This is a genomic window from Coleofasciculus sp. E2-BRE-01, assembly GCF_040221695.1.
Classification (GTDB): Bacteria; Cyanobacteriota; Cyanobacteriia; order Cyanobacteriales; family Coleofasciculaceae; genus Coleofasciculus.
In genome coordinates, this window is record NZ_JAVKEA010000157.1 from 1 (window position 1) to 22,670 (window position 22,670).

Here is a 22,670-nt window from a genome sequence, read left to right on the forward strand (position 1 = left end):
CCCCGACGGACAACAAGTTGTTTCGGCTTCAAGGGATAAAACTCTGAAAGTCTGGGATTTAGACAAAGGAGTGGAAAAATTTAGCCTCACTGGACATACCACCTGGGTAAATGCAGTAGCCATCAGTCCCGACGGGCAACAAGTTGTTTCGGCTTCATGGGATAACACCCTGAAAGTCTGGGATTTGCAAAAGGGCGTGGCAAAATTCACCCTCACCGGACATACCCACTGGGTAAATGCAGTAGCCATCAGCCCTGATGGACAACAGGTGATTTCCGCTTCATCGGATAACACCCTAAAAGTTTGGGATTTACTTAAAGGAGTAGAACAATTCACCCTCACTGGACATACCTATCTGGTAAATACAGTAGCGATCAGCCCTGATGGGCAACAGGTGATTTCCGCTTCATCGGATAACACCCTAAAAGTTTGGGATTTGCTTAAAGGAGTAGAACAATTCACCCTCACTGGACATACCTATCTGGTAAATACAGTAGCGATCAGCCCTGATGGACAACAGGTGGTTTCCGCTTCATCGGATAACACTCTGAAAGTCTGGGATTTGCAAAAGGGCATGGAAAAATTCACTCTCACTGGACATACCTATTTGGTAAATGCAGTAGCGATCAGCCCTGATGGACAACAGGTGGTTTCCGCTTCATCGGATAACACTCTGAAAGTCTGGGATTTGCAAAAGGGTATGGAAAAATTTAGCCTCACTGGACATACCAATCTGGTAAATGCAGTAGCGATCAGCCCTGATGGACAACAGGTGGTTTCCGCTTCATCAGATAGCACCTTGAAAGTCTGGGATTTGCTTAAAGGAGTAGAACAATTCACCCTCACTGGACATACCTATGGGGTAAATGCAGTAGCCATCAGCCCCGACGGACAACAGGTTGTTTCCACTTCATTCGATCACACCCTGAAAGTCTGGGATTTGCAAAAGGGCATGGAAAAATGCACCCTCACTGGACATACTGACTTGGTAAATGCAGTAGCCATCAGTCCCGACGGGCAACAGGTTGTTTCCGCTTCATCGGATAAAACCCTGAAAGTCTGGGATTTGGAAAAAGGGGTGGAAAAATTTACCCTCACCGGACATACTGACTTGGTAAATGCAGTAGCCATCAGTCCAGATGGGAAACAAATTGTTTCCGCTTCAGGGGATAACACCTTGAAAGTCTGGGATTTGCAGCAGGGAACAGAACTTGCCAGTTTCAGTGGGGAGGGTGCGTTACTCTGCTGTGCGATCGCGCCTGATGGATTCACCATTGTGGCGGCTGGTGCATCGGGACGAGTGCATTTTCTGCGGTTAGAAAATAGCAGCGCATTTGGTAGCGAATGTAACGGATAAGTCAATTTTGAGCGATCGCCTGATTGCAGATTAGATCAGCCAAACAAAGATTATCAAACACCGTCTTTTTACCTGCCGATCGCGGTATAATATATTCAAACTAAACAGTCGTGGCAGTAATGTTACAAAGAAATGAGCAGGCTGAATTAAATATTACCACCTAATAGTTGTTCAGCCGTAAGTTCGAGGCGAGGAAATATCGCCGATTGAATCAAATCGCTGCAAACAAACTCCACCGCGTCATACCAACCTTCGACTAACGTGAGAACCGTGACTTTAGCATTTAGAGGATCAACAATCCAATATTCAGGAATATCTAAAACGCTATATTCGGCTCGTTTTGCACGATAGTCGGTGCTTTTCGTCGATTCGCTGACGACTTCAACAACGAGTAGAGGTGGGGGTTCATTTAACTCAATAACGGCTTCGCGATTTTGCAGGTTACGCCACTGTTCTAGGGGAATCACAACGACATCGGGAATACGAACGGTATCCCATCGACCAGCGCGGGGAGAACGCACACCGACGACTCCAGCCAAGGCTGTCCATTCTTGTCCTATTTGAGCGCATTGGTTATCAAAGGTGCGTTCCAAGAATTTTAAAATGGCTCCATGTTTTCCAGTACCCAAACTCATCGGGACTAGCTCTCCATTAACCAGTTCATAGCAAGTGTCTGTCCCGTCGTCATACTTCAAGTATTCTTCAAGAGTCAGGCGGTTGGTGGTTGTCAGCATGGCAGGTTGGGGAAGAGTATACCAAGTAGCGGTCAACTATAACAACTAAAGCAGTGGGCAAATAACTGGGGACAAGAGACGTTGCATGCAACGTCTCTACTAAATTCTGATACTGCTATTCAAATTTAGATGGTAATTGCTGTACCATCAAACTTGGTCAGCGAGAAACAGCTATCCTCGTTATACGTCAGCTTTTGCTCCTGCAAAATTCCGATCGCGATCGCTTCTCCTAATTTTACCGATTCTGTGTAGTCTGTACGCCAGTGTACACCTGCCATGTTGCGACCAATGGAAATATTTGCCGCTAGCTTATTCAATTCTCCGCCGACGGTGAGAACTTCTGTACCCGGTCCACTATAGGGCATATAACAAACCAACTCCGTCCCCTCTTCATTCGGCACCTTCGGGTCGGGTATCTGATAAGACTCATCAAACCACGCCTTTAACATCGTCACACACGCCCCCGCCACTGTCGCATGTCCCGCACCGTAAGCCGGATGAGTCGGTGATCCTTCGGGAAACACTTGCGGTAACAGATAATTACCATTCTTATCAAACATCGCTTTAAGTGCCTGAGAATTAAGAATCTCTGGATGAATTGGATACTCCGCCCGTCCCGTCATAAGATTGTGAATCAGTCCACCAAAGGCTTCAGGGCGCAGCCGCCGATGCACAAACCATTTTTGATACCAAACGGCTTTTAAGGCTCGCGTTGCCACTTCTGTGACTAAACTGAGGATATGCGGTCCACCAAACGTACCAAACCCATCCTGATTGTCTGAGGTAAGATAGAAATTCCCCCGATCAAACGGTGCGCCCATATCCAATAAAATCAAACAAGCATTCAAATAGGCTTGATAGAGGGCATCAAAATGCACATAATTGCCTAAATCCCGCATATTCCGGATATAGCGCGGCACTTTATCAAATTTATCCTGACCACTGAAATCAAAGCCATTTTGCACCGCCAACCACATTTTATAATCGGTCATAAAGTCGCTGTTGGGAACAACCGTCCGTTGGCGTTGGTTAATGGTCAGCGTGCCATATTGGATATCTTTGAGCAGAAATTGTGAGATAAAAGGACCCACAACATCTCCCCGTGTAGACCCTCGGAAAATCACATCCGGTGTCACCTTACCCTCTTCTTTTGGTCCCCGGAAATCCGAGCAGTTTGATAGTTCTTCCGCAGCTTTTTCAATGTCGCAGTTATCGCGGAAGTCAGTAAAATTAACTTCCCGCAATAACGCCATCCAGTAAAGTTCTATGGCTTCACAAGCATTTTCTGCCCCATCGATACGGGGAGCAGGGCGAATCGTGACTGACTGAGCATCGGGTCCTTCTAAATCAAAGGCTAACGCGGCTTGTGGATTGATCAATCGACGACAACCCAGGCGTTTCTTTTCCTCGGAACTGGATTCAGATAACTCTGATTTGCCGCGAGTACAACCCCGTGGTATTGCCTCAAAATCGCCGGGATTGCCACTACACAAGGCTTTGAGCAAGAGGCGGTAAGCTTTTTGGTCTACTTCGCCTAAATCGTTATGAGGTAAACCTTTGGAATAGTTGGCAATATAACTCAGTTCGTTCTCAGCGTTCCGATACGCCGACTCCTCACCATTATTTAAATGCTCAGGATGGGGACGCAAAAAGGCAATTTCAGCCGCTTCTTCACGAACTTGGCGGGATAAGCTGCGACGGGAAAAGATTTTTTTCATATTAATCTATACCTTGGAACAAGAAGCTTTATTCTTCAACAGCAATAGCAACCCATCCGGATACCTTCTAGGTTGGGTTACCCCTAAAATTTTCCAGCTTAACTTTGTCTACCGTTGACCCACGGCAGACAAGGATACGGTTGCTCAGGTTAGACGATTAGACCAATGGTAGAGGCTTCAATGACTCGCTGTCTATATCCCACATTTTTCTTTACGAAAACGGGATGCCACCTGATGCGATTGCTCACAAAAATATGTATAAGGATAAAGTATTAACTGTTTTAATGCCGTAATAGGGACGCACCTACGTAGTCGGACTGGCGGTAAACTGCTAAATCCAGGTGAACTCACCCCGTTTTGGTAGAGATCTCCTGTTTCTAACCCGGTCAGTTCATGGGCAGCAATACCCGGTGCAGCTGAGGAAGAATTCAGGAATCCGAGAAATGCCACAGCCCCCATTCCTCCTATTTCCCGTTCCCTGTTTCCTCCCCTCACCACAATACTTATTCAGTAACCCCTAAGCTAAAATCACGCATCATCTTCTTAATCTCTATGTTGTGCATTTCCTCCTGACCAATTTGACCACGAGCAAATTCTTCGAGATAGATGGAAGCATCTTCCACGATATCCAGAAGGTCTTTATAGAGATCTAATGCTTTTTTCTCGTGATTAAGGCTTTCCTGTAAAACATCCTGCACAGAATGTTGGTAAGTTTCCTCTATGGGCGCAATCTTTTGGCTGGGATGACCTTCTAAGCCTGTGATAATTTCTCCCACCTGTTGAGCGTGGAGTAGAGACTCACTAGCCTGTGCCTTAAAAAAGTTGACAATCGGAATTCGGTTCGGACCAATGATCATCAAGGAGTAATGAGTGTAACGCACGACACCAGCCAACTCAAACTCCATGATGGTGTTGAGTACGTCAATGGTCTTTTTCAGGTCAAGTTCTTTCATCATGTTGAGGTTACGGTATGTAGATTCACTCAGATCTGTTTTAGTTTATCTTTAAAGGACTCTAACAAATCAGCTAATCTACAACAGTTGCTAGAGAACATTTCGCAACCTCGGTAAGGGGAGCTGAGGGAGCAATGTAGAGACGTAGCATGCTACGTCTGGGAGTTGGGGGAGCAAGATGCTCCCGTTACGGCGAACCGCTTATTGTTGGGCATTATTCAAGTTCGTCCCATCTAAGTTAGCTCCCGCCATATCTGTTCGGGTGATAGTGGCGTTGTTGAGATTGGCATTTCTTAAATCAGTGTTGCTCAGGTTCGCGCCTTCTAGGTTGGCACTGTCGAGGTTGGCTCCTGCCAAATTCGCTCTCGCTAAATCTGCCCCGTTGAGATTAACGCCATTTAGATTAGCATTTTCTAGGTTAGAATGACTTAGATTTGCCCCTTCGAGATTGGCTCCTGCCAAATTCGCATTGCCTAAATCGGCATTGGTACAATCGGCACCTTTGAGATTTTTGCCACTCAAATCAGCTCCGTTGAGGCTTAAGCCCGCACATTTGAAGTTACTGGGTGCGACAGTGGCATCACTGACTGTAGTGGGCGGGGATATCGCCTCTTGTGTCTGGGCTGGCTGACTAACGGCGGCATTGGTTACACTATTTCTCTGTAACAACCATCCAGCTACACCAAGGGCGATGAGCACCGGAAGTGCGATCGCGACCCCCATAACTAAAGGTTTACCACGTTTAGCTTTGCGGAGTTGAGCTTCAGCTTGGATGTTTTCTAACTCAATCTGATGAATCGCCTCTTCCATAAACTCCGATGGAATTTGGGCTTCGGTTCCAGCATCGATTAGCTCTTGTACCGAATAGCTTTGGTTGTGCTGGGCATAGAGTTGAGCCGCTCGCGTCAAAACGTCTTGGGCTTGCTCTTCTGGAATTCGATGGTTTTGCAGTTTCATAGGAAAGTTCGTGTGAGTACAATGAGCAATTTCCAGATAGGGTGGCTGGTTCCGAGAAACGGAGAATAAATCGTCGTTAACGGTTTCCGCGTCTGGCGCAATTGAACGGCGATAAAATTTATAAGCAGACAACCTGAAGCTAGGTTGAATGCTTATTTAAATTTAGGCGGGAGTGGTTACTCTTACTATTGAGAATAGCTTGATGTTGAAAAAAATGAAGGGGTTGAGGCGTATTTTTGAGGAAAAATGGTAAAATTTTACTGTTTGCTTAAAAAGGAATCGGTTAGTTAAAGCGTTGATAAAGAAAATCGTGATTCGGGATTAGTCAATTTTAGCGGTTGGGATTAGGGTGGGTTTTGTTGCTTGTTAATCCCTCAACCCGCCTCTCCGTCGTCTTGGGCATGCGATCGCGTATCGGTTACACTTTGAATACCCATAATTACAGTGAGGGGGAGATGGGGTGAGGGGGAGATGAAGAGAAGTTTTTATTATTGGTGATGGGTCTGGACATCATATCATCGGGGAAAAAGCCATGAATATCCGTATTGGTAACGGTTACGACATCCATAAACTGGGAAACGGACGCCCTTTGATTCTGGGGGGTGTAAACATTCCCCATGAACTCGGATTGCTAGGACATAGTGATGCGGATGTCCTCACCCATGCGATTATGGATGCGATGCTAGGTGCATTAAGTCTCGGCGATATTGGTCATTATTTTCCCCCCACCGACCCAAAATGGGCAGGAGCGGATAGTCTAGAGTTATTGAGTCAAGTGAATGAGTTAGTGCTAGTGCGATCGCAGGGTTGGCAGATTAGCAATATTGATTCCGTCATCGTTGCCGAACGTCCCAAGCTCAAGCCTCACATCAAAACCATGCGCGATCGGATCAGCACAACTCTAGCATTACAACCCGATCAAATTGGGATTAAAGCCACCACGAATGAAAAATTAGGACCCGTGGGGCGGGAAGAAGGTATAGCGGCTTATGCTGTAGCGTTATTAGTTAAAGAGCATTAGTTCTTGGTTGGAAATTAATAAACTCAAAGTTCCCCTTAAAAAGGGGAATTTAGCTCGATGTGATACACCCTTTCCCAGGGTAGAACAGGGCTGTCTCATCTTTCTTGTAAACTGTTCGGCATTTAAACCATAATGTTAGGAACTGCGAAATCCTTGTCGTGCAACCATCTTGGTCACTGCCTATTCACAATTTAAATGCATAACAGCTTACTACAATGTGTTAGAAAGATCCTGGGCATTCAAGGATCGGCTTGGAACCTTCTGCCTTGTCTTAAAGGCTCAATTTCAAGGGAAAGTGTTAGTCTATCCTCTAGGACTATCAAGTTGATTGTTTACCAATTCTGATGAGCGCCCTTTTACCATACTCTGAAGACATTAAAAAAGCCAGACTCAACACCCAGAGTTTAGGATTCCCCAGTCAAACCCTTTCGGTCACTCCGCGACGTTTCCCTGCCAAACCATTGGGGATCAAAGGACGGTTGACCACAGCGTTAACTGTAGGTATAGCAACGGTTTTGGCGTTCACGAGTCAAGCCGCGATCGCGCTGCAAGTGCGCGTAACCCCAGAAACTCCCCAGTTAGGGGATACGCTGTCGGTGATGATTGACACAGAAACCACGACTCAACCGCCAAGCGTGTCCATCGGGCAAAAAATCTATCCCGCCTTTCCTGTCACCGCCAATCGCTATCGTGCCTTACTCCCAACCACTCCTCTGGATAAATCCGGACGTTTAGAATTTCAAGTTATTGGGGATGGTGAGGTGAGAAATCTGGCTGTATTCCTGAAAAATCGCTCGTTTCCCACCCAGCGTATCCGACTATCGGGTAGTGCCAACCGATCCGCCACAGAACTGGAACTCAATCGGGTGGCTGAGTTTAAAACATTGGTGACGCCGCAAAAGTTCTGGAATGGACCCTTAGTCAGACCTAATGTAGGTCGAGTGTCTACGGTGTTTGGCGTGCGTCGTTATTATAACGGAGTATTCGCCGAGGATTATTATCATCGAGGCGTTGATTACGCGGCTGGAACAGGTTCACCTGTCGTAGCACCCGCCGCCGGACGAGTGGCGTTAGTGGGACGAGAATCACAAGGGTTTAATGTTCATGGCAATACAGTCGGCATTGACCATGGTCAAGGGGTGTTGAGTATTATGCTGCACCTAAATCAAATCGACGTTCAAGAAGGAGATTTTGTCCAAGCCGGTCAAAGAATTGGTACAGTGGGTTCAACGGGAGCTTCTACGGGACCGCATTTGCACTGGGGACTGTATGTTCATGGCATTGCTGTAGATCCAGTACCCTGGAGATTTGACGGTATTGAATAATACAGGGTTTAAGTTTTTCTGAAGTTTTCCTGCATCTTATACACTTGTGGGTTTTGTTTAAGGTAAACTCTGGTAAGTCTCCCCTAATCTGAGTGACTAATGGGCAATCTAATCCAACTACCATGAGTATTGAAAAAATCGTAGAACAAGCTCTGCAAGATGGCTATTTAACCCCAGTCATGGAAACTGAGGTCGGACGTATTTGTGATACAGCATCAGAGCTTTCGATCGAAGAATATATGGCGTTGGATCGCCTGATGGGAGCGCTGTTGACGGGTGAAGTCGTCGCCGTTCCGCGCAAGCAGTTTATTAATGTGATGGAGGAGTTGGTACTCACCGAAGCGATCGCGCAAGTGGCTGAAATTGAAGCAACCAGCGATCAGGTGCTGGATGTGGGCGATATTGCCGCCTATGCTCTGAATCGACTCCCCCCTCTGTATGCTACGACAGAAGAAGGGGCAAAATACCAACGTCAACGAGCCAGAGAAGAACTACAAGAGTTGATTACTCAGCAAGTTGATACGGCGATCATGCAAAATCAGCATCGACCAGATTTTGGCTCTGAACGCCAAGCTCTTCGTAGAGGTAGCGGCAAAGATTTGTTCCAGCAGGTGAGTTCCTTACTCCAAGATTACGCCCCCAACTTTGAACCCAAATCTGATCTCAAAAGTCCCTAGAGGCGTTGGGAAGATGAGGGAGATGAGGGAGATGAGAGAGATGAGGGAGATGAGGGAGATGAGGGAGATGAGGGAGATGAGGAAGATGGGGAAGACAACCAATAACGTAGCTTACTTCTCGCTTGGTGAGTGTGACGAATGACAAATGACGAATGACAAATGACGAATTACTTCCTTACCAAGATAGGCGTTCCGACTTGAATTTGGTCATACAACGCCTGAATATCAGCATTTCGCATTCGTAAGCAGCCGTGAGAAATTGGCTTGCCAACCAGATCTTCATCATTAGTACCATGAAAGCCAATCTGATGGTGTTCGTCAGACCAAAATCCGATCCAGCGATCGCCTAAGGGGTTATCGGGTCCAGTGGGGATTAAGTCGCCCGTAATCGGTTGTCGCCAGATGGGGTTGCGCTGCTTGCGGAGAACCTTGAAGCGACCTGTCGGCGTTTCCCAACCGGGTTGACCCACAGCAACTGGATAGCTAGCGAGTTCTTGCTCTCCCCAGTAACTATACACCTTGGCATCACTCAAATCCACAACTAATCGCACATCCAAAGCAATTATCGCCTGATTCAGATGGGGAGTCAGGGGTGATACTTGGGCGATCGCGTTTCGCTCAGAAGAACCTGGATGAGGTAGAATTAATCCGGCTAGGGGAACAGGGGCATCTAAACCCCATCCCCAATCAAGGGTCATTCGCTCTCTTATCCATTCACCGTACTTTCCCAGTGGCTGAGGTGAATCTAACTCGCTCTCATCCTCCAATCCAGGAAATGCCCTCTGAACCGATTGGGCAATCTCAGAGGGGGGTGGTATTGATTGACGTTGTTGCCACGCCACTGACAATAGTAATCCTGCTGCTCCAAAGCAAAGCAGCATTAAGCTAGTTTTTAGTGAGAAGGTTCCGCCCATAATAACTTAGGAGGCTATCACAACCGAGGCAACTCTAACTTATCAAAACCACTTTATATTTGACATTGGCAGCCGTCTTACCCTTTTTTCCGGATAGAAGGTCTTTCCTCTAGAAGAATGATGATAGGCTTTTCCAGATGCCATATTGAAACTTGACGGGAAACATTACCCGTTTGGAGGATGCACTTGGTAAGTTTGAATAGAGATAATTGAAATTTAGTTTATTCACCCCAACCAAGCCTTTGCTAATCTAAGCGGGAACTCTACGTGAAGTCAGGCGTCTGTGAAAAGTAAGGATGTTCTAGCACCCATTACCATCCATGAGCCAATCGATTTCTCTATCCTGGTCCCCGGTTGAGGTCACACCCAATAATGTGACGGTGCAACCTGAAAAACTCTCGAACTACGATTTAATTTTGCGCTGTCAGGACGGTATTACTCCTGACCGGGCTGCTTTTGCTGAACTGCTACGCCGATATCAGTCCCATGTGGAGAAGGTTTTATACCATCTGGCTCCAGATTGGCAGGACAGACCCGACTTGGCGCAAGAAGTTTGGATTAGAGTTTACCGGAATATTAAGCGCCTCAAGGAACCTGTCAAATTTAAGGGTTGGTTGAGTCGTATCACGACCAATCTTTTCTATGACGAGCTGCGTAAACGCAAACGGGTAGCTCCGCCATTGTCATTGGATGCACCGCGTCGGATGGATGATGGTGAGATGGATTGGGAAATTGCTGCTGATGGCCCAAGTCCGGAAGACAATATGGCAACGCGGGAATTTTACGCCCAGCTACGAGAAGCCATTAAAGACTTGCCAGAAGCATTCCGCACGACGATTGTCTTGCGAGAAATTGAAGGGATGGCTTATGAAGAGATTGCCGAAATTACAGGCGTATCCCTGGGAACCGTCAAGTCGCGTATCGCTAGAGCCCGCTCAAGACTGCAATCTCAACTGCAACCCTATCTAGATGTTTAATCGTCTCCGGATTAGAATGGGGAAATTGTTCCCCTAAACCAAAGTTCATTCTATGATGGGATATATAACATCTTGGAGCGAGTAATTCCAAACACTTGAGAGCAATGGAATGAAGGGTGTAGTCGTTCACTCAAGTCTTGCGTTACCCTGGCTAAGGTCAACTTTCAACTATTATTTTATTTGCCAAGCTGCAAAAGCTGGCAGGTTAATGGTAAAAGTCAAACCTTATCAGCCAATACAGTTTAACAGTGGGGCTGGGCATCTCCTCACTATAAAACGCCAACAGCGTAATTGATCAGATTACGACCAAGGAAGCCCATACGCTCTCTCGAATAGAGTCAGTGTGGGATGATGTCAAAAACGATAACGATCCATAATTGAGCGCTAGTGAAGACTCGGTGGTGATCTAAAATGAACTCTAATTTTGATGCTCATAACTGTTCCGGGCAAAAAGCTGCCAGAGACATGGATAGTCTACAGCGCGATCGCTTTGAACTCATCAGTGCCTACATCGATGGTGAGGTGACAGCAGCCGAGCGCTATCAAGTGCAAGATTGGTTAGCCAATGATGCCAATAGCCAGCGCTTGTATGCTCGACTGATGAAGCTACGCCAAGGGCTGCATCAGCTCCCCGTACCTGCCACTCAGGTAACCACTCAAGAGACGGCAAATCAGGTGTTTAGCCGCATTGATCGCCGCCGCATACGGAACACCATGGTTTGGGGTGGCGCTGCGATCGCCGCGATGTTTGTCAGTGCCTTTGCTGGGATACTCCCTGGTAGTCAGTTTATGCCACGGTTGGCTCAAACTCCTGTAACCGAAGAGGCGGCGGAGCCTCTGATGATCGCCGTGAACCGTCCAGTTATCCAAATCCCCAAGGCTAAAAGTGCCTCGCCGGAAAATTTCGTTGATTCTGCCATCTTCAATCCCTAACTATCCTGTCGCTGGCAAGAAAACAGAAAAATATCTCTCTATTCAATGCCCCATTTCCTTTCAGATGGGGTATTCATCATTCAGGGCTTGCTGAACAAAGCCAAAACCCTTAGCTATCAACACTTGGAGCCGTAGAGAAAGTTGTTCATCTTCAAGGAAATGTGAGACTATCTATCAATACCTCGGCTTCGCTCGGTGTTGAAAACTATGGCGATAGAATCACCGAAAATGTACCATTGCTCCCCCTGCTCCCTCTGCTCCCTCTGCTTCCCCTGCTCTCTAACCCCACCACAAGACTTATTCAGCAGACCCTAATTTATAGGACTCCACCAACCCGAAGAAATGAGTGTACCCCCTAAACGTTGCACTCGCTCAGGTTGCATCAGGTAAATCCAAGCCTCTCCTAACGATTGGTTCGCTAGATCATAAATCGTCACTTGTTGCCGATAATATTCATTGTCCTCTGGGATTCGCTGCGGATTGTAGTCTTCTAGCTTATCCAAGACGGTTAAAAGGGTTGGCTCAGTGAACGTCAGTAAAAATCCTCGCACCTGATTATTACCAGGGATCATCGCCGGATAGCCGATGGGCAAATTAAACAGTTGACCCAACGCGATCGCAGGTTGGGCGGCTATCACTTTTCCTTCACAGTAGCGTTGATAATTGACTTCCCCAGGTTTGAGAGTCCCGTAAACAAACACCCGGATGAACATGTTCCCCTCCTAATCCTTTGACCGTCCTGGACTAAGCTTTGAAAATAATTGATCAGATTTCATGGTAGAGTTTAGGGGTTGAAGTTATGAAAACCGTTCCCTGTTCCCTGTTCCCTTCTCTCACCTTTACCAAAACTAATCATTCACTTCAGAAATTCTATTCCCATAGCTAGACCCCAAGTCAACCCTAGGTCTATGCTAGTTATCAATTTTCAATATCCATCAATATTCCCACCGTGAGATTGCTGAAGGCTTCACATTTTGTTACAAATGTAAAGAGACAACTCGCGTGGATAACAGGACTACTATGCTCGGTGGCTTTGCCGGTTTTACCAACCCGTCTGGTACAGATTGGGGCGAACGGATGCTCAATACCGTCGCCAGCAATACGATTCGCCACCTCTTTACTCGCAGTGAGTCTGTCGAGGTTTCGGTGCGCTGCAATCCCTCCAGTAAACTGTTGCAGGGTAGCATTGACAGTTTTAAGATGCAGGGGCGAGGCTTGGTGATCCGTAGACAGTTTCGGACGGAGGAGATGTCCTTTGAAACAGATGCTGTGTCCTTGGACTTCAGTTCTGTCCTCAAGGGTCAGATTCACCTGAAGCAACCCACCCAAGCGATCGCCCAAGTCGTGTTGACAGAACCCGATATCAACCAGTCGTTTAAAGCTGAACTGGTGCGAAAGCGTTTAGAAAATATTTCCATTCCCGAATTGGAGGATATCACTGGGGGTAAACCAATTTCCTTCACCGACGTGCAACTCAAGCTGCTTCCCAATAACCGGATTCAGCTTTTTGCCAAAGTCAACCTTCCCGATCAGGAGTTAGTTCCAATTAATATGACCTCAACTCTGGCTGTAGAACGGCGGCGGCGGATTCTCTTCAAAGACTCTAAATTTGAACCGGATACTATTCCAGAGGAATTGCGAGGCAAATCTGAAGCCTTGACCGATGCCCTGGATAAGATTTTGAATAACATGGTGGATCTGGATCGCTTCAATCTCGATGGCGTTACGATGCGAATCAATCGCCTGGAAACCCAAGGACAACAACTGATATTCAGTGGTTACGCCCAAATTGATCGTATCCCTAATACTCCTTAGCCATTCAGGGGACACAGGGGTGTGGGGTGTAGGGTATAGGGTGTAGGGTGTAGGGTGTAGGGTGTAGGGTGTAGGGTGTAGGGTGCGGAGGAGACAAGGTGAACAAGGAAAAATTTGCCCTCTTTTCCTCTTCCCTCATCACTAATTGAGCAACTGCATGTCATTGAACGCCTTCTTTTCCTTGGGTGGGGTAGTTATGTTGCCCCTATTAGTGCTTTCTATCTTAGCGATCGCGCTAATTTTAGAACGGATAAATTTTTGGCGGCGAGTCACCCAGCGCCAGAACCGCCTGATGCGAGAGGTTCTGCACCTCTACCAACAAAATCCCCCAGAAGCCTTTCTCAAGCTGGAACAAAATAGTGATCTGCCGATCGCCCGAATTTTTCTAGCGGCGTTGGAACTCAAACGTCCCACTCCCGAACAATTTCGCCTCGCCCTCGAAAGTGCGGTGCAAGCGGAGTTACCGATTCTCAAGCGGTTCAACACAGCATTTGAGACCATCATTAGTGTCTCACCTCTACTGGGACTTTTAGGTACAATTTTAGGATTAATTGACGCCTTTGCCGCCCTACGGATTGGGGATATTGGCGGTCAAACCACCGTGGGTGTGACAGGTGGGATCAGTGAAGCCTTAATTTCCACCGTCGCCGGGTTGAGTGTCGCGATCGCAACTCTGATCTTTGCTAACACTTTTCGCGGATTGTATCGGCGTCAACTTGCCTTGATTCAGGAGTATGGGGGAAAGCTGGAACTGATTTATCTGGGTTATTACGAGCGAATTAAATGAAATAGTTTGGAGTTTTGAATTTTGATCCTTCACGAGCTTCGAGGGAATCTGGTTTTGTGTAGGGGCGGGTTTAGGGAATGTCGTGCCAGATTTTGATAATAACGTTTGTGCAAAACCCGCCCTTCCCCCATGTTTCGGTCAGGACTAATTTCTCAATTTTTCAATAAAATACCAGGTTTTGACTAAATTTCCTTGCATCAGGGCAGCAACACCAGAAAGGGCTTGAACTTCTGGCAGATTTGGGCTGAGATTTAAGGCAGGCTTAAGCGCATTTTGAGCATCTTTACCCCGCCATTCATATAAATAAACGAAGGCAAGATAAGCATGAGCATAAGGATTTTGGGGATCAAGCTGGACGACTCGCTTTAATGCTGCGATCGCAGCCTGGGAATCTACCTGTAAAACCCTCGATAAAGCTAGGGCATACGCCAAATCTAACCGTTTTGGTTCCAATTTTAACCGATGAGTTAACGCAAAGTCTGCCTGCACGAGGTAATCCTGAATTGGGTCATACTGATTAATTCGACCCGTTTGTTCAAATATAGCCTCCATAGAATCAGAACCATTTGGTAAAGTCGCTGCTAATGTGCGAAATTGGGTGATTAAATCTAATTCCGGTGCAGGTATTGTAGACGCTTTTGGGTCAATTTTTATTTGAACGGTTGGTACTGATATCGGATAGGTTTCCCCAGTTTCACGATTCAAATAGGTGGCGTTTAATGTATACGTTCCTGCGGGGATATCTGCTGGAGGTAACATCGCCATCCGTTCACTAACCTGGTATTTAGGCGATTGATTGGTGACGGTTGATAGTTGACGGTTGTTTGTTGACTTAGGAAATAAGTTTCCCATGGCAATACCATGATCATGTAACCATTGATATTGATCTCCTGCTTCCAGCGAATGCCAAGTTAATAAAACAATTCCCGATTGTAAGGGTTGCCAATCTCCTGTCCATTCATAGGTAACAGGTGTAGGGAAACCAGGAGGGGCTGTTTCTGGGACAATCACCTGATTTAATTGAATTTTATTTAACCCTTCGACTACGCTTAACGGCAGGCTGTTAAATAAGGACTGGTTTTGTTGTTCATTTATTGGTGAAGAGGGCGGGTTTCGTTGTTCATTTATTGGTGAGTATCTGAATTGAGTTCCTAAACCCGCCCCTACAATTGGGTTTAAATTTGTCCCTAAAATTGGGTTTAAATCCGCCCCTACAATTGACTGTTTACTGTTGACTGTTGTGACCTCGAAAAATGGCTGATGTCGGTGATAAAGCTTGAGCAGACTACCATCCGGTAAATCCCACGTCTTCTGGAGTTGGAATTCTCCGCCTTGTTCAACCTTCTCTACTATAGCCGTTTGCGCTTCAGGAATAGACCCTTGATCCCCTGTTTTTGTCACAAACCAAGATAGCGATCGCGCATCCTGTTCAATCTGCTTTTCTCGTACCCCTACCTGACGCCCATACACCTGAAAATCTCGCAACGCCCCATAATAATTTAAATTATGCTGATTAATTTCCGGCGTTGACGGTAATACGCCTAACGTTGTCTGTAAATTCGGAGAGGTTTGGATAATTTCATCAATCACTTGAGCCAGCGGAACAGGTTCTCCAAAATAGGGTAAATGTTGAACACGCGGCGCAAGAACCTGAGTTAAAAAAGCACCGCCCAAAGGAAACAAATTCAGCACCACTAACACAGACGCTAACCCCACCGTTCCCCAGCGAACAGACTTACCCCAACCACCTTGCCATAGAACCAAACCCGATGCTAAAACTAACGAAAATACAGGCAACAATGGCAAAATATAACGAGCATCCTTATTCACATTCAGAGAACACAATAGATAACCTCCAATTAAAAACACAGCCAGCCAACCGAAAGAACTACGGAGAGACACAGAAACATCGAAACCTAACCCACCCAACCCATATCGTTTCTGAAACCCTCTGCGCCCCTCTGCGTTAACCTCTGCGCCCCTCTGCGTTGAAAAAACATCGTTCCTTTGCCTACCCCAAACTCTCTCTTTTTTGCGCCAATAAAGAATCAAACCCACAATCGGCACAAGCAACAGAACCCACGACACCAAATAAGGTAAAATCTTCCCATAATAAAGCCAAGCCTCCAAAGTATTCAGCGCCGGATCACCCTCTGCGATCGCGGAATCTAACGTAGCTCGTTTCCCAGAGGTTAAAATGAGTAGCCAGTTGGTACGATACCAGGGATAAAATACAAACCCAGATACCAACAATCCCACAATTAACTGAGCGAAGCGTCCCCAGTTTCGCCGTCGAATTGTTCCCGCCATAACCCAGATAATTGGTATAAATAGAAAAAATAGCGCTGTTTGCTTTACCATTAGCGCTAATCCTAGGGAAAAACCAAAGATGATTGCCCAGAGTAGAGATTGAAGCGATCTGCTGCCTATCAATTTTGTAGGTTTGGTTTCGTACCTCAACCCAACGCCATCGTTATTGTGAACAGTATCATGTCCGCCTAAACAGTCATCATTTCCTTTTACCTTGCCACCTTGATCCTTTTTTTCTGCCTTGTCTCCATCAAATTTAACTGATGATATTAAACCTAGGTTTCGCCAAACCGTGAGACAGAAGAAACTGAGAGTAACAACAGCAGTCAGTGGATAATCGAGAAGGAATTCTAAACGATAACGATAGAGTCCCGGTAAAAGCACCGTTAATCCAGCCGCCCATAACCCAACCCGACGATTGAAAAGTTGAACACCTAAACCATAAACCGAACCGATAAGAATAGCATGAAAGAGTAATAGAACCAGTGTGGCTTGATCCGTTCCCCGACCAAAAACATGTTGAATAATAGCTGTAGCGATATACGTAAACGGCGGTATCTTAGACGAAAGTTGCCATAAATTCGTCCACCATTCGCCAGATAACCACTCCGGATGTTGCAACGCTTGCCAATAGTTTAACGAACCCGTTAAATAATCCGCTTGATCCCAAGCCGGGACAGAATTGTCAAGCGCAAACCACAGGCGATCGCACAAAGCGCTGGCTAGCCAAATCAGCCCCAGAATACCTAGATATTTGCGGTTTCCAGTTTTCCACCACTGTAATCGGTTGTTCATGGTTCATCGCTCATTGTCTACTTTCTTTGTCCCATAACCAGTAACTACTCACTATAGCGGAATGTCTTAAGCTAACTTAGAAAGAAAGCTGCCATCTTAACCGAGGTGTGAGGATGCTACAACGCCAAGATGTCGTGCATCAGCGCTATCAGCTATTTTTCCCTGAATAAGCAATCAGGAGGCGGCTTACCGTGGTTTGGTTTCGTCCAAGATTACATTCCTGGTGCTTCCTTGCAACAATGGCTAGACCAAGGAAAGCGCTTTACGGAAGTTCAAGTGCGCCAGATTGCGACAGAGGTTCTGGAAAACACGACTGATTGGATTTCAGCAAACAAATCATGAAACGAGATAAGGTACTAGCCATTCTCACGGCACATCGAGAACAATTACAGAACCTGGGAGTAAAATCACTGAATTTGTTTGGCTCAGTCGCACGAGATGAGGCTGATGCAAATAGTGATGTAGACTTTTTAGTAGAGTTTAATCGACCAGGGGGTTTGTTTCAACTCTTGCAAGTGCAGTATTATTTAGAAGATATTTTAGGGTGTGCTGTGGATTTGGGAACTCAGGAAGCGTTGAAGGAACATTTGCGAGAACCTGTACTTAAGGATTCAATTCGTGCCTTCTAGAGATTGGCGGCTACGCCTTCAAGATACAGCGCTTCGCGCTCTTATGGAGTACAGTATTAGCCCGCTATCCCTCAAACTGCTAGATTGATGTTGTACCTCATAGCAGAGGAAAGCGCTGTATTCTACAATCCATAACTGGAATTGAGCAACGTACAGCTAACATAACCTTTGAAGACTTTCAAAACAATGAAACCACTATTAAAGCAGTTCTCTATGATTTTGTTGTGATTTGAGAAGCCACTCGAACTGTCCCTGATGAAATCCAGAATCGCTATCCTGATATTCCTTGGCGTCTGATGGCAGGAATGCGAAATGTTGTCACTCACGAATATTTTCAAATTGATCTAGCCAGAGTTTGGGAAACCCTTCAAGATGATCTACCTCGATTAGTATCCCAACTCCAAGATGTGCTAGAGTGTGAAGCAAGGGAAGAATAGTTAATGAGATTAGCACTCCTCCCTGGGGGCTTGTAGGGGCGACCCGCTTTTTTTTCATGAACAATTGGAATCCACTCAATTTGATCGGGTCGCCCTATATCGGCGTGACACAGTTAAACAGGTGGAATAATTTTTACGTTTTTTTAGGTGCAAGGCTAATCCATTTTATTAAAGGTTAAATCTAGGATTTAAGTAATTTTATCATCTTAACATGAGAAATACCCGCTTCTTCAAATAGTTCTCCCTCTGGTAAAAAGCCGAGTTTTAGATAAAGCGATTTCACATAATCTTGAGCGTGAATAACTACTGTATTGATTTGCTTGTTGGCTGCAATGTTGAGGGCTTCTTGCATCAATCGCTTACCGATTCCTTGTCCTCGGAACTCTGATAAAACAGCGAGGCGTTCAATTTTAGCCGTTTGATGATCCAGATATCTTACCCTGACGGTTCCCACAGCCTGATTCTCGACATACGCCAGAATATGATCGGCGGTTTCATCTTTGCCATCCAAATCCAAACTTGGATCAACACCTTGTTCAATGTGAAAAACCGAGCGTCTCACCCCTTGAATAGCGGCTGAATATTCTTTATAATTAACAGTCTTGAACGTGATATGGCTCATCGCGATCGCTCCATCGTTCGTAGTCAGGGATGCAAGCCTATTCACGGTAACAATTTGAGTAAAGGGCGACCCGAACAAATTGAGTGGACACCATTGTTAATTAATGCAAGCGGGTCGCCCCTACAGCAGAATAACCGCACCAGCAAATAGCTTGATCAACTGTGCAATTTACCCATTATGGTAAGGGCAAGGAAATGCGTTAACCACTTACCCTAATTCTGCAAGAACTGTATCAGTTGTTCCAATTTTGACCAAGCCGCCCCACTTTTGAGAATATCCTTTGCCCGTTCAATCCCAGCTTGGTGATCCTCTAACGCCACAACTCCAGCCACTTGCAAGGCTAACGAAGTATTTAACACCACCACATCCTGTTGGGCGGCTGTTCCTTTCCCTTGTAAAACATTCGTTAAAATGTCCACATTTTCGCCCAAATCGCCGCCACGCAACGCCCCTGTGGGTGCTGACGTTAAACCAAACTGTTGCGGATTCAGCGTAGACAGTCGCACCCCACTATCAGATAAAAGTGCCAAGTCGGTTTCGTCAGCCAATCCCGCTTCATCTAGATTTTCTCGTCCATGGAGGACAATTCCCTGATGAATTCCCATTTGTTTTAACGCATGGGCAACTGTTGATACGACGTTGGCGTCAAATACGCCAATCACTTGACCTGTGGGGCGCAATGGATTGACTAGAGGTCCTAACAGATTAAATACTGTCCGCACCTTCAGGGTTTGTCGCAATGGGGCTACCGCTTTCATGGCGGGATGCCATCCCCGGGCAAATAGAAATGTCACGCCCACCTCATCCAAGGCGGACTGGACTTGTTCTGGTGGGGCAGATAAATTGACGCCCAACGCCTCTAAAACATCGGCTGAACCCACTTTCGAGGAGGCGGAACGGTTCCCATGTTTGGCAACCCGTACACCCGCTGCCGCCGCGACAAACGCTACAGCCGTCGATATATTAAAGGTGGATGCACCATCGCCGCCTGTGCCACAGGTATCAATAACTGGCGTTTTATGGTCAATGGCTTCCTGCTGTAAGGATTGATCCTGCAACACTTGAGCCATTCCTGCCAATTCCGATGGAGAGACGCCTTTTGCCTGAATCGCAGCCAGAATCGCCCCCGATAACACTGGCGGAATGTCCTCGTTGAGCCATCCCTGCATCAGTTGTGAGGCTTGGTCACGGGATAATGATTGTCTGTCGAGGATCTGTTGCAGCAGGTTAGACCAGTTGGTGGGAGTTTGGATCATGTTTATCTGAAAAAATAGGAGCTTGGTGAATGGCGACTATGAAAAAGTGTAATATCGTACCGGATATTATGGAGGGCGATTACTGGACTAAATAATCTAAACAAATATAAAGAAAGTTTTATTAGAGTACAAGCGTTAACATCTTTCCCCTGCCCCTCTGCTTCCCTGCCTCCCTGCACCCCTGCACTTCTGCTCCCCTGCACCTGTACAGGTTTAATCGAAAACGTTTCCATCTTCTGAATGTTATCATGAGCATTCAAAAACCTGACGGCACGTTAACTGAGTTTAGCGTTAACTCAAAACCCTTGTTTCATTCCAATCCCACCCGACCCAATCCAGCTAGAACCTCTGTTGTGGACACTCCACCCAGACCTGTTGAGGCACAGCTAAATGAATGTGAAGACAGCTTCCGCGCTAGCTTTGAGCAAGCGACAGTTGGCATCAAACACGTATCGACGGATGGCAAAGTCATCCAGGTCAACCCCAAATTTTGTCAGATAGTTGGTTATAGCCGTGAGCAAGTTCTCACCCGCACCTGGCAAGACCTAACCCACCCTGATGACTGGGCAAGCGATCGCGCGATACTGGAGTTACTCTTAGCGGGGACTCTCGACTGTCACTGCCAACAAAAACGCTACCGACACCGAGATGGCAGCATTGTCTGGGTGCAAATTACCCTATCTTTAGTGCGAACGCCTCAAGGAGATCCGAAATACTTTTTGCTCGTCGTTCAAGATGTGAGCGCCCGTCAAACGGCTAAATCGGCGTTGCAGCCAGAAGAACCCTGGCGCGAAAAAGCTCGCCGCGAAGCCTTGCTCAATCGCCTCTCGACGCAAATCCGTAATAGTTTAGACGTAGAGACAATCCTGGAAACAACGGTACTGGAAATTCGCCAGCTATTGCGAATCGATCGCTGTCAGTTTATCCGATATCATACTGAGCAAACGCCAGCTTATTGGAAAGTTGTCACAGAAGATCGAGAGTCTCAGCTTCCCGATTTGACAGACTGCTATTGGGCGGACACCAATGCCGTTCTCACCCAGCAGATATTGCATCTGGACATTGTGCAGATTGATACCGTTGAAACGGTGAGCGATCCATTATTGCAGGAATTTATGCGATCGCTCGACTATAAGTCTCTCTTGCTTATCCCCCTAGAAACCCCGTCCGGAATCACCGGGATTATTAGTTGCAGCCACACTCAGGAGACTCGCCCTTGGACAGATAGCGAAGTTGAACTCCTGCAAGCAGTGATTAGTCAACTGCTCATGGCGCTCCAACAAGCTGAACTTTACGCCGCTAGCTGTCGAGCTACAGAACACGCCCGCAAACAAGCCGCCCAATTATCAAAAACACTCCACGACTTGCAGCGCACCCAATCCCAGTTGATCCAAAGCGAAAAAATGTCCAGTTTGGGTCAGCTTGTGGCAGGTATTGCTCACGAAATCAATAATCCTGTCAATTTTATTTATGGCAATCTCATTTATGCCCAAGAATATTACCAAGACCTCATAGCGCTGGTGCAACTTTACCGCACCGCTTATCCTAATCCTACAGCCGTTATTAAAGAGCGGATGGATAGCATCGATTTGGACTTTATTTTAACAGATTTTGCCAAACTTCAATATTCGATGAAAGTTGGCGCTGAACGGATTCGGGAAATTGTGCAATCGTTGCGGACGTTTTCTCGCTTAGATGAGTCAGGGCGCAAGACAATAGACATTCATTCGGGTATTGAGAGTGCTTTGATGATTCTGCAATATCGACTCAAGGAGAAACCCGGGGCAGCAGGAATCTGTGTGATTAAAGAGTATGAAAATTTACCTCCAGTCGATTGTTGGCCCGGACAGTTAAATCAAGTTTTCATGAATATTTTGACGAATGCGATTGACGCGATCGAGGACAAGGAAAATTGCGATTCGTCTCAAACGGAGGCGGAGTTTTCCCAGGATACTGTCTTATTTTCACCAACGATTACGATTCGTACAGGTCTTAGTCAAACGGACTCCGCACACTCCTCAATAACGGATGGTTTAACCGAGGAAGACTCTAGCGGAGAAATGGATAATTCTCAACCGGACAATCCTTATGTTTTTATCCGCATTGCGGATAATGGAATCGGGATGAGTCCGCAGACCCAAAAACGGCTATTTGACCCCTTTTTTACTACAAAACCTGTAGGCTTAGGGACAGGTTTAGGGTTGGCGGTTAGTTACCAAATTGTTGTTGAAAAACATGGCGGTAAGCTGTGGTGTAATTCAACTCCTGAACAAGGGGCTGAGTTTGTGGTTGAGATTCCTATACGACAACCGCCGCATAAGCGCTGATGGGGGAAAATTGATCCGGTTCCCCCCTTCTGATCTATGCATTACTCACATCTTTCTTAACAATTCATAAGGCTAGACATGGCTGATGGGAGAGGGGTTGGGGGTGAGAGCTGATTACTCAATTCG

20 protein-coding genes and 2 pseudogenes are annotated in these 22,670 nt (G+C 46.4%); 13 read left to right on the plus strand and 9 right to left on the minus strand.

The features are described 5' to 3' along the window. Window positions 1-1,357: WD40 repeat domain-containing protein (locus tag RIG66_RS19315; protein WP_446380373.1), on the plus strand; the 1,357-nt coding region annotated here is incomplete at its 5' end. Window positions 1,358-1,503: 146 nt separating this feature from the next. On the opposite strand, the gene RIG66_RS19320 is transcribed toward RIG66_RS19315, so the two are convergent. The 4 genes from RIG66_RS19320 to RIG66_RS19335 all read right to left on the minus strand — a co-directional run bounded on the left by RIG66_RS19320 (window position 1,504) and on the right by RIG66_RS19335 (window position 5,851). Then, window positions 1,504-2,091, minus strand: a complete 588-nt coding sequence (locus tag RIG66_RS19320; protein ID WP_446380374.1) for a Uma2 family endonuclease — start codon at window positions 2,089-2,091, stop codon at window positions 1,504-1,506. A gap of 125 nt (window positions 2,092-2,216) precedes the next feature. Next, on the minus strand, window positions 2,217-3,809 hold the full coding sequence (locus RIG66_RS19325) for a vanadium-dependent haloperoxidase (protein ID WP_446380375.1): 1,593 nt from the start codon (window positions 3,807-3,809) through the stop codon (window positions 2,217-2,219). A gap of 503 nt (window positions 3,810-4,312) precedes the next feature. Next, entirely contained in the window at window positions 4,313-4,762 is a 450-nt protein-coding gene (locus tag RIG66_RS19330; RefSeq protein ID WP_446380406.1) for a ferritin-like domain-containing protein, read from the minus strand. Between the two features lie 201 nt (window positions 4,763-4,963). Next, window positions 4,964-5,851, minus strand: a complete 888-nt coding sequence (locus RIG66_RS19335; protein ID WP_446380376.1) for a pentapeptide repeat-containing protein — start codon at window positions 5,849-5,851, stop codon at window positions 4,964-4,966. A 400-nt stretch (window positions 5,852-6,251) separates the two neighbouring features. On the opposite strand from RIG66_RS19335, the gene ispF reads away from it, so the two are divergent. From ispF to RIG66_RS19355, 4 genes are all read left to right on the plus strand, one after another. After that, window positions 6,252-6,740 carry a 2-C-methyl-D-erythritol 2,4-cyclodiphosphate synthase gene (gene ispF, locus RIG66_RS19340; protein ID WP_446380377.1) on the plus strand — a complete coding sequence of 163 codons (489 nt, stop codon included), beginning with the start codon at window positions 6,252-6,254 and terminating at the stop codon, window positions 6,738-6,740. A gap of 344 nt (window positions 6,741-7,084) precedes the next feature. Continuing rightward, window positions 7,085-8,065: a M23 family metallopeptidase gene (locus RIG66_RS19345; RefSeq protein ID WP_446380378.1), complete on the plus strand. Its 981-nt coding sequence runs from the start codon at window positions 7,085-7,087 to the stop codon at window positions 8,063-8,065. 122 nt (window positions 8,066-8,187) lie between these two features. Then, on the plus strand, window positions 8,188-8,742 hold the full coding sequence (locus RIG66_RS19350) for a late competence development ComFB family protein (RefSeq protein ID WP_446379170.1): 555 nt from the start codon (window positions 8,188-8,190) through the stop codon (window positions 8,740-8,742). 13 nt (window positions 8,743-8,755) lie between these two features. Further along, on the plus strand, window positions 8,756-8,884 hold the full coding sequence (locus RIG66_RS19355; RefSeq protein ID WP_446380379.1) for a hypothetical protein: 129 nt from the start codon (window positions 8,756-8,758) through the stop codon (window positions 8,882-8,884). Between the two features lie 25 nt (window positions 8,885-8,909). Here RIG66_RS19355 and RIG66_RS19360 read toward each other — a convergent pair whose 3' ends face one another. Then, window positions 8,910-9,656 (minus strand): L,D-transpeptidase, encoded by a 747-nt coding sequence (locus RIG66_RS19360; protein WP_446380380.1) that lies wholly within the window; start codon window positions 9,654-9,656, stop codon window positions 8,910-8,912. A 320-nt stretch (window positions 9,657-9,976) separates the two neighbouring features. On the opposite strand from RIG66_RS19360, the gene RIG66_RS19365 reads away from it, so the two are divergent. After that, window positions 9,977-10,633, plus strand: a complete 657-nt coding sequence (locus tag RIG66_RS19365) for a sigma-70 family RNA polymerase sigma factor (protein WP_044204213.1) — start codon at window positions 9,977-9,979, stop codon at window positions 10,631-10,633. A gap of 411 nt (window positions 10,634-11,044) precedes the next feature. Next, window positions 11,045-11,566, plus strand: a complete 522-nt coding sequence (locus RIG66_RS19370) for an anti-sigma factor family protein (protein ID WP_446380381.1) — start codon at window positions 11,045-11,047, stop codon at window positions 11,564-11,566. A gap of 311 nt (window positions 11,567-11,877) precedes the next feature. Here the strand turns inward: RIG66_RS19370 and RIG66_RS19375 are convergent, their stop codons facing one another. Then, on the minus strand, window positions 11,878-12,279 hold the full coding sequence (locus RIG66_RS19375) for a gamma-glutamylcyclotransferase family protein (RefSeq protein WP_446380382.1): 402 nt from the start codon (window positions 12,277-12,279) through the stop codon (window positions 11,878-11,880). Between the two features lie 307 nt (window positions 12,280-12,586). Here RIG66_RS19375 and RIG66_RS19380 point away from each other — a divergent pair, with 307 nt between their 5' ends. Then, entirely contained in the window at window positions 12,587-13,381 is a 795-nt protein-coding gene (locus RIG66_RS19380) for an LmeA family phospholipid-binding protein (protein ID WP_446380407.1), read from the plus strand. 157 nt (window positions 13,382-13,538) lie between these two features. Then, complete coding sequence (locus RIG66_RS19385; RefSeq protein ID WP_044204210.1) at window positions 13,539-14,168, plus strand: MotA/TolQ/ExbB proton channel family protein; 630 nt, start codon at window positions 13,539-13,541, stop codon at window positions 14,166-14,168. A 144-nt stretch (window positions 14,169-14,312) separates the two neighbouring features. Here RIG66_RS19385 and RIG66_RS19390 read toward each other — a convergent pair whose 3' ends face one another. Continuing rightward, window positions 14,313-17,273 carry a tetratricopeptide repeat protein gene (locus RIG66_RS19390; protein WP_446380383.1) on the minus strand — a complete coding sequence of 987 codons (2,961 nt, stop codon included), beginning with the start codon at window positions 17,271-17,273 and terminating at the stop codon, window positions 14,313-14,315. Between the two features lie 153 nt (window positions 17,274-17,426). Between RIG66_RS19390 and RIG66_RS19395 the strand changes: the two are divergent. The 3 genes and pseudogenes from RIG66_RS19395 to RIG66_RS19405 form a co-directional block, all read left to right on the plus strand. Then, a pseudogene (locus tag RIG66_RS19395) lies at window positions 17,427-17,579 on the plus strand (serine/threonine protein kinase); the annotation flags it as partial. A gap of 32 nt (window positions 17,580-17,611) precedes the next feature. Beyond that, window positions 17,612-17,902 (plus strand): nucleotidyltransferase family protein, encoded by a 291-nt coding sequence (locus RIG66_RS19400; protein ID WP_446380384.1) that lies wholly within the window; start codon window positions 17,612-17,614, stop codon window positions 17,900-17,902. Between the two features lie 83 nt (window positions 17,903-17,985). Further along, window positions 17,986-18,339: pseudogene (locus tag RIG66_RS19405) on the plus strand (HepT-like ribonuclease domain-containing protein). Window positions 18,340-18,520: 181 nt separating this feature from the next. On the opposite strand, the gene RIG66_RS19410 reads toward RIG66_RS19405, so the two are convergent. Beyond that, window positions 18,521-18,961, minus strand: a complete 441-nt coding sequence (locus RIG66_RS19410) for a GNAT family N-acetyltransferase (protein ID WP_446380408.1) — start codon at window positions 18,959-18,961, stop codon at window positions 18,521-18,523. A gap of 212 nt (window positions 18,962-19,173) precedes the next feature. After that, window positions 19,174-20,217 (minus strand): anthranilate phosphoribosyltransferase, encoded by a 1,044-nt coding sequence (trpD, locus tag RIG66_RS19415; protein ID WP_446380385.1) that lies wholly within the window; start codon window positions 20,215-20,217, stop codon window positions 19,174-19,176. A 248-nt stretch (window positions 20,218-20,465) separates the two neighbouring features. On the opposite strand from trpD, the gene RIG66_RS19420 reads away from it, so the two are divergent. Continuing rightward, window positions 20,466-22,544 carry a PAS domain S-box protein gene (locus RIG66_RS19420; RefSeq protein ID WP_446380386.1) on the plus strand — a complete coding sequence of 693 codons (2,079 nt, stop codon included), beginning with the start codon at window positions 20,466-20,468 and terminating at the stop codon, window positions 22,542-22,544. Window positions 22,545-22,670 lie beyond the last annotated feature (126 nt).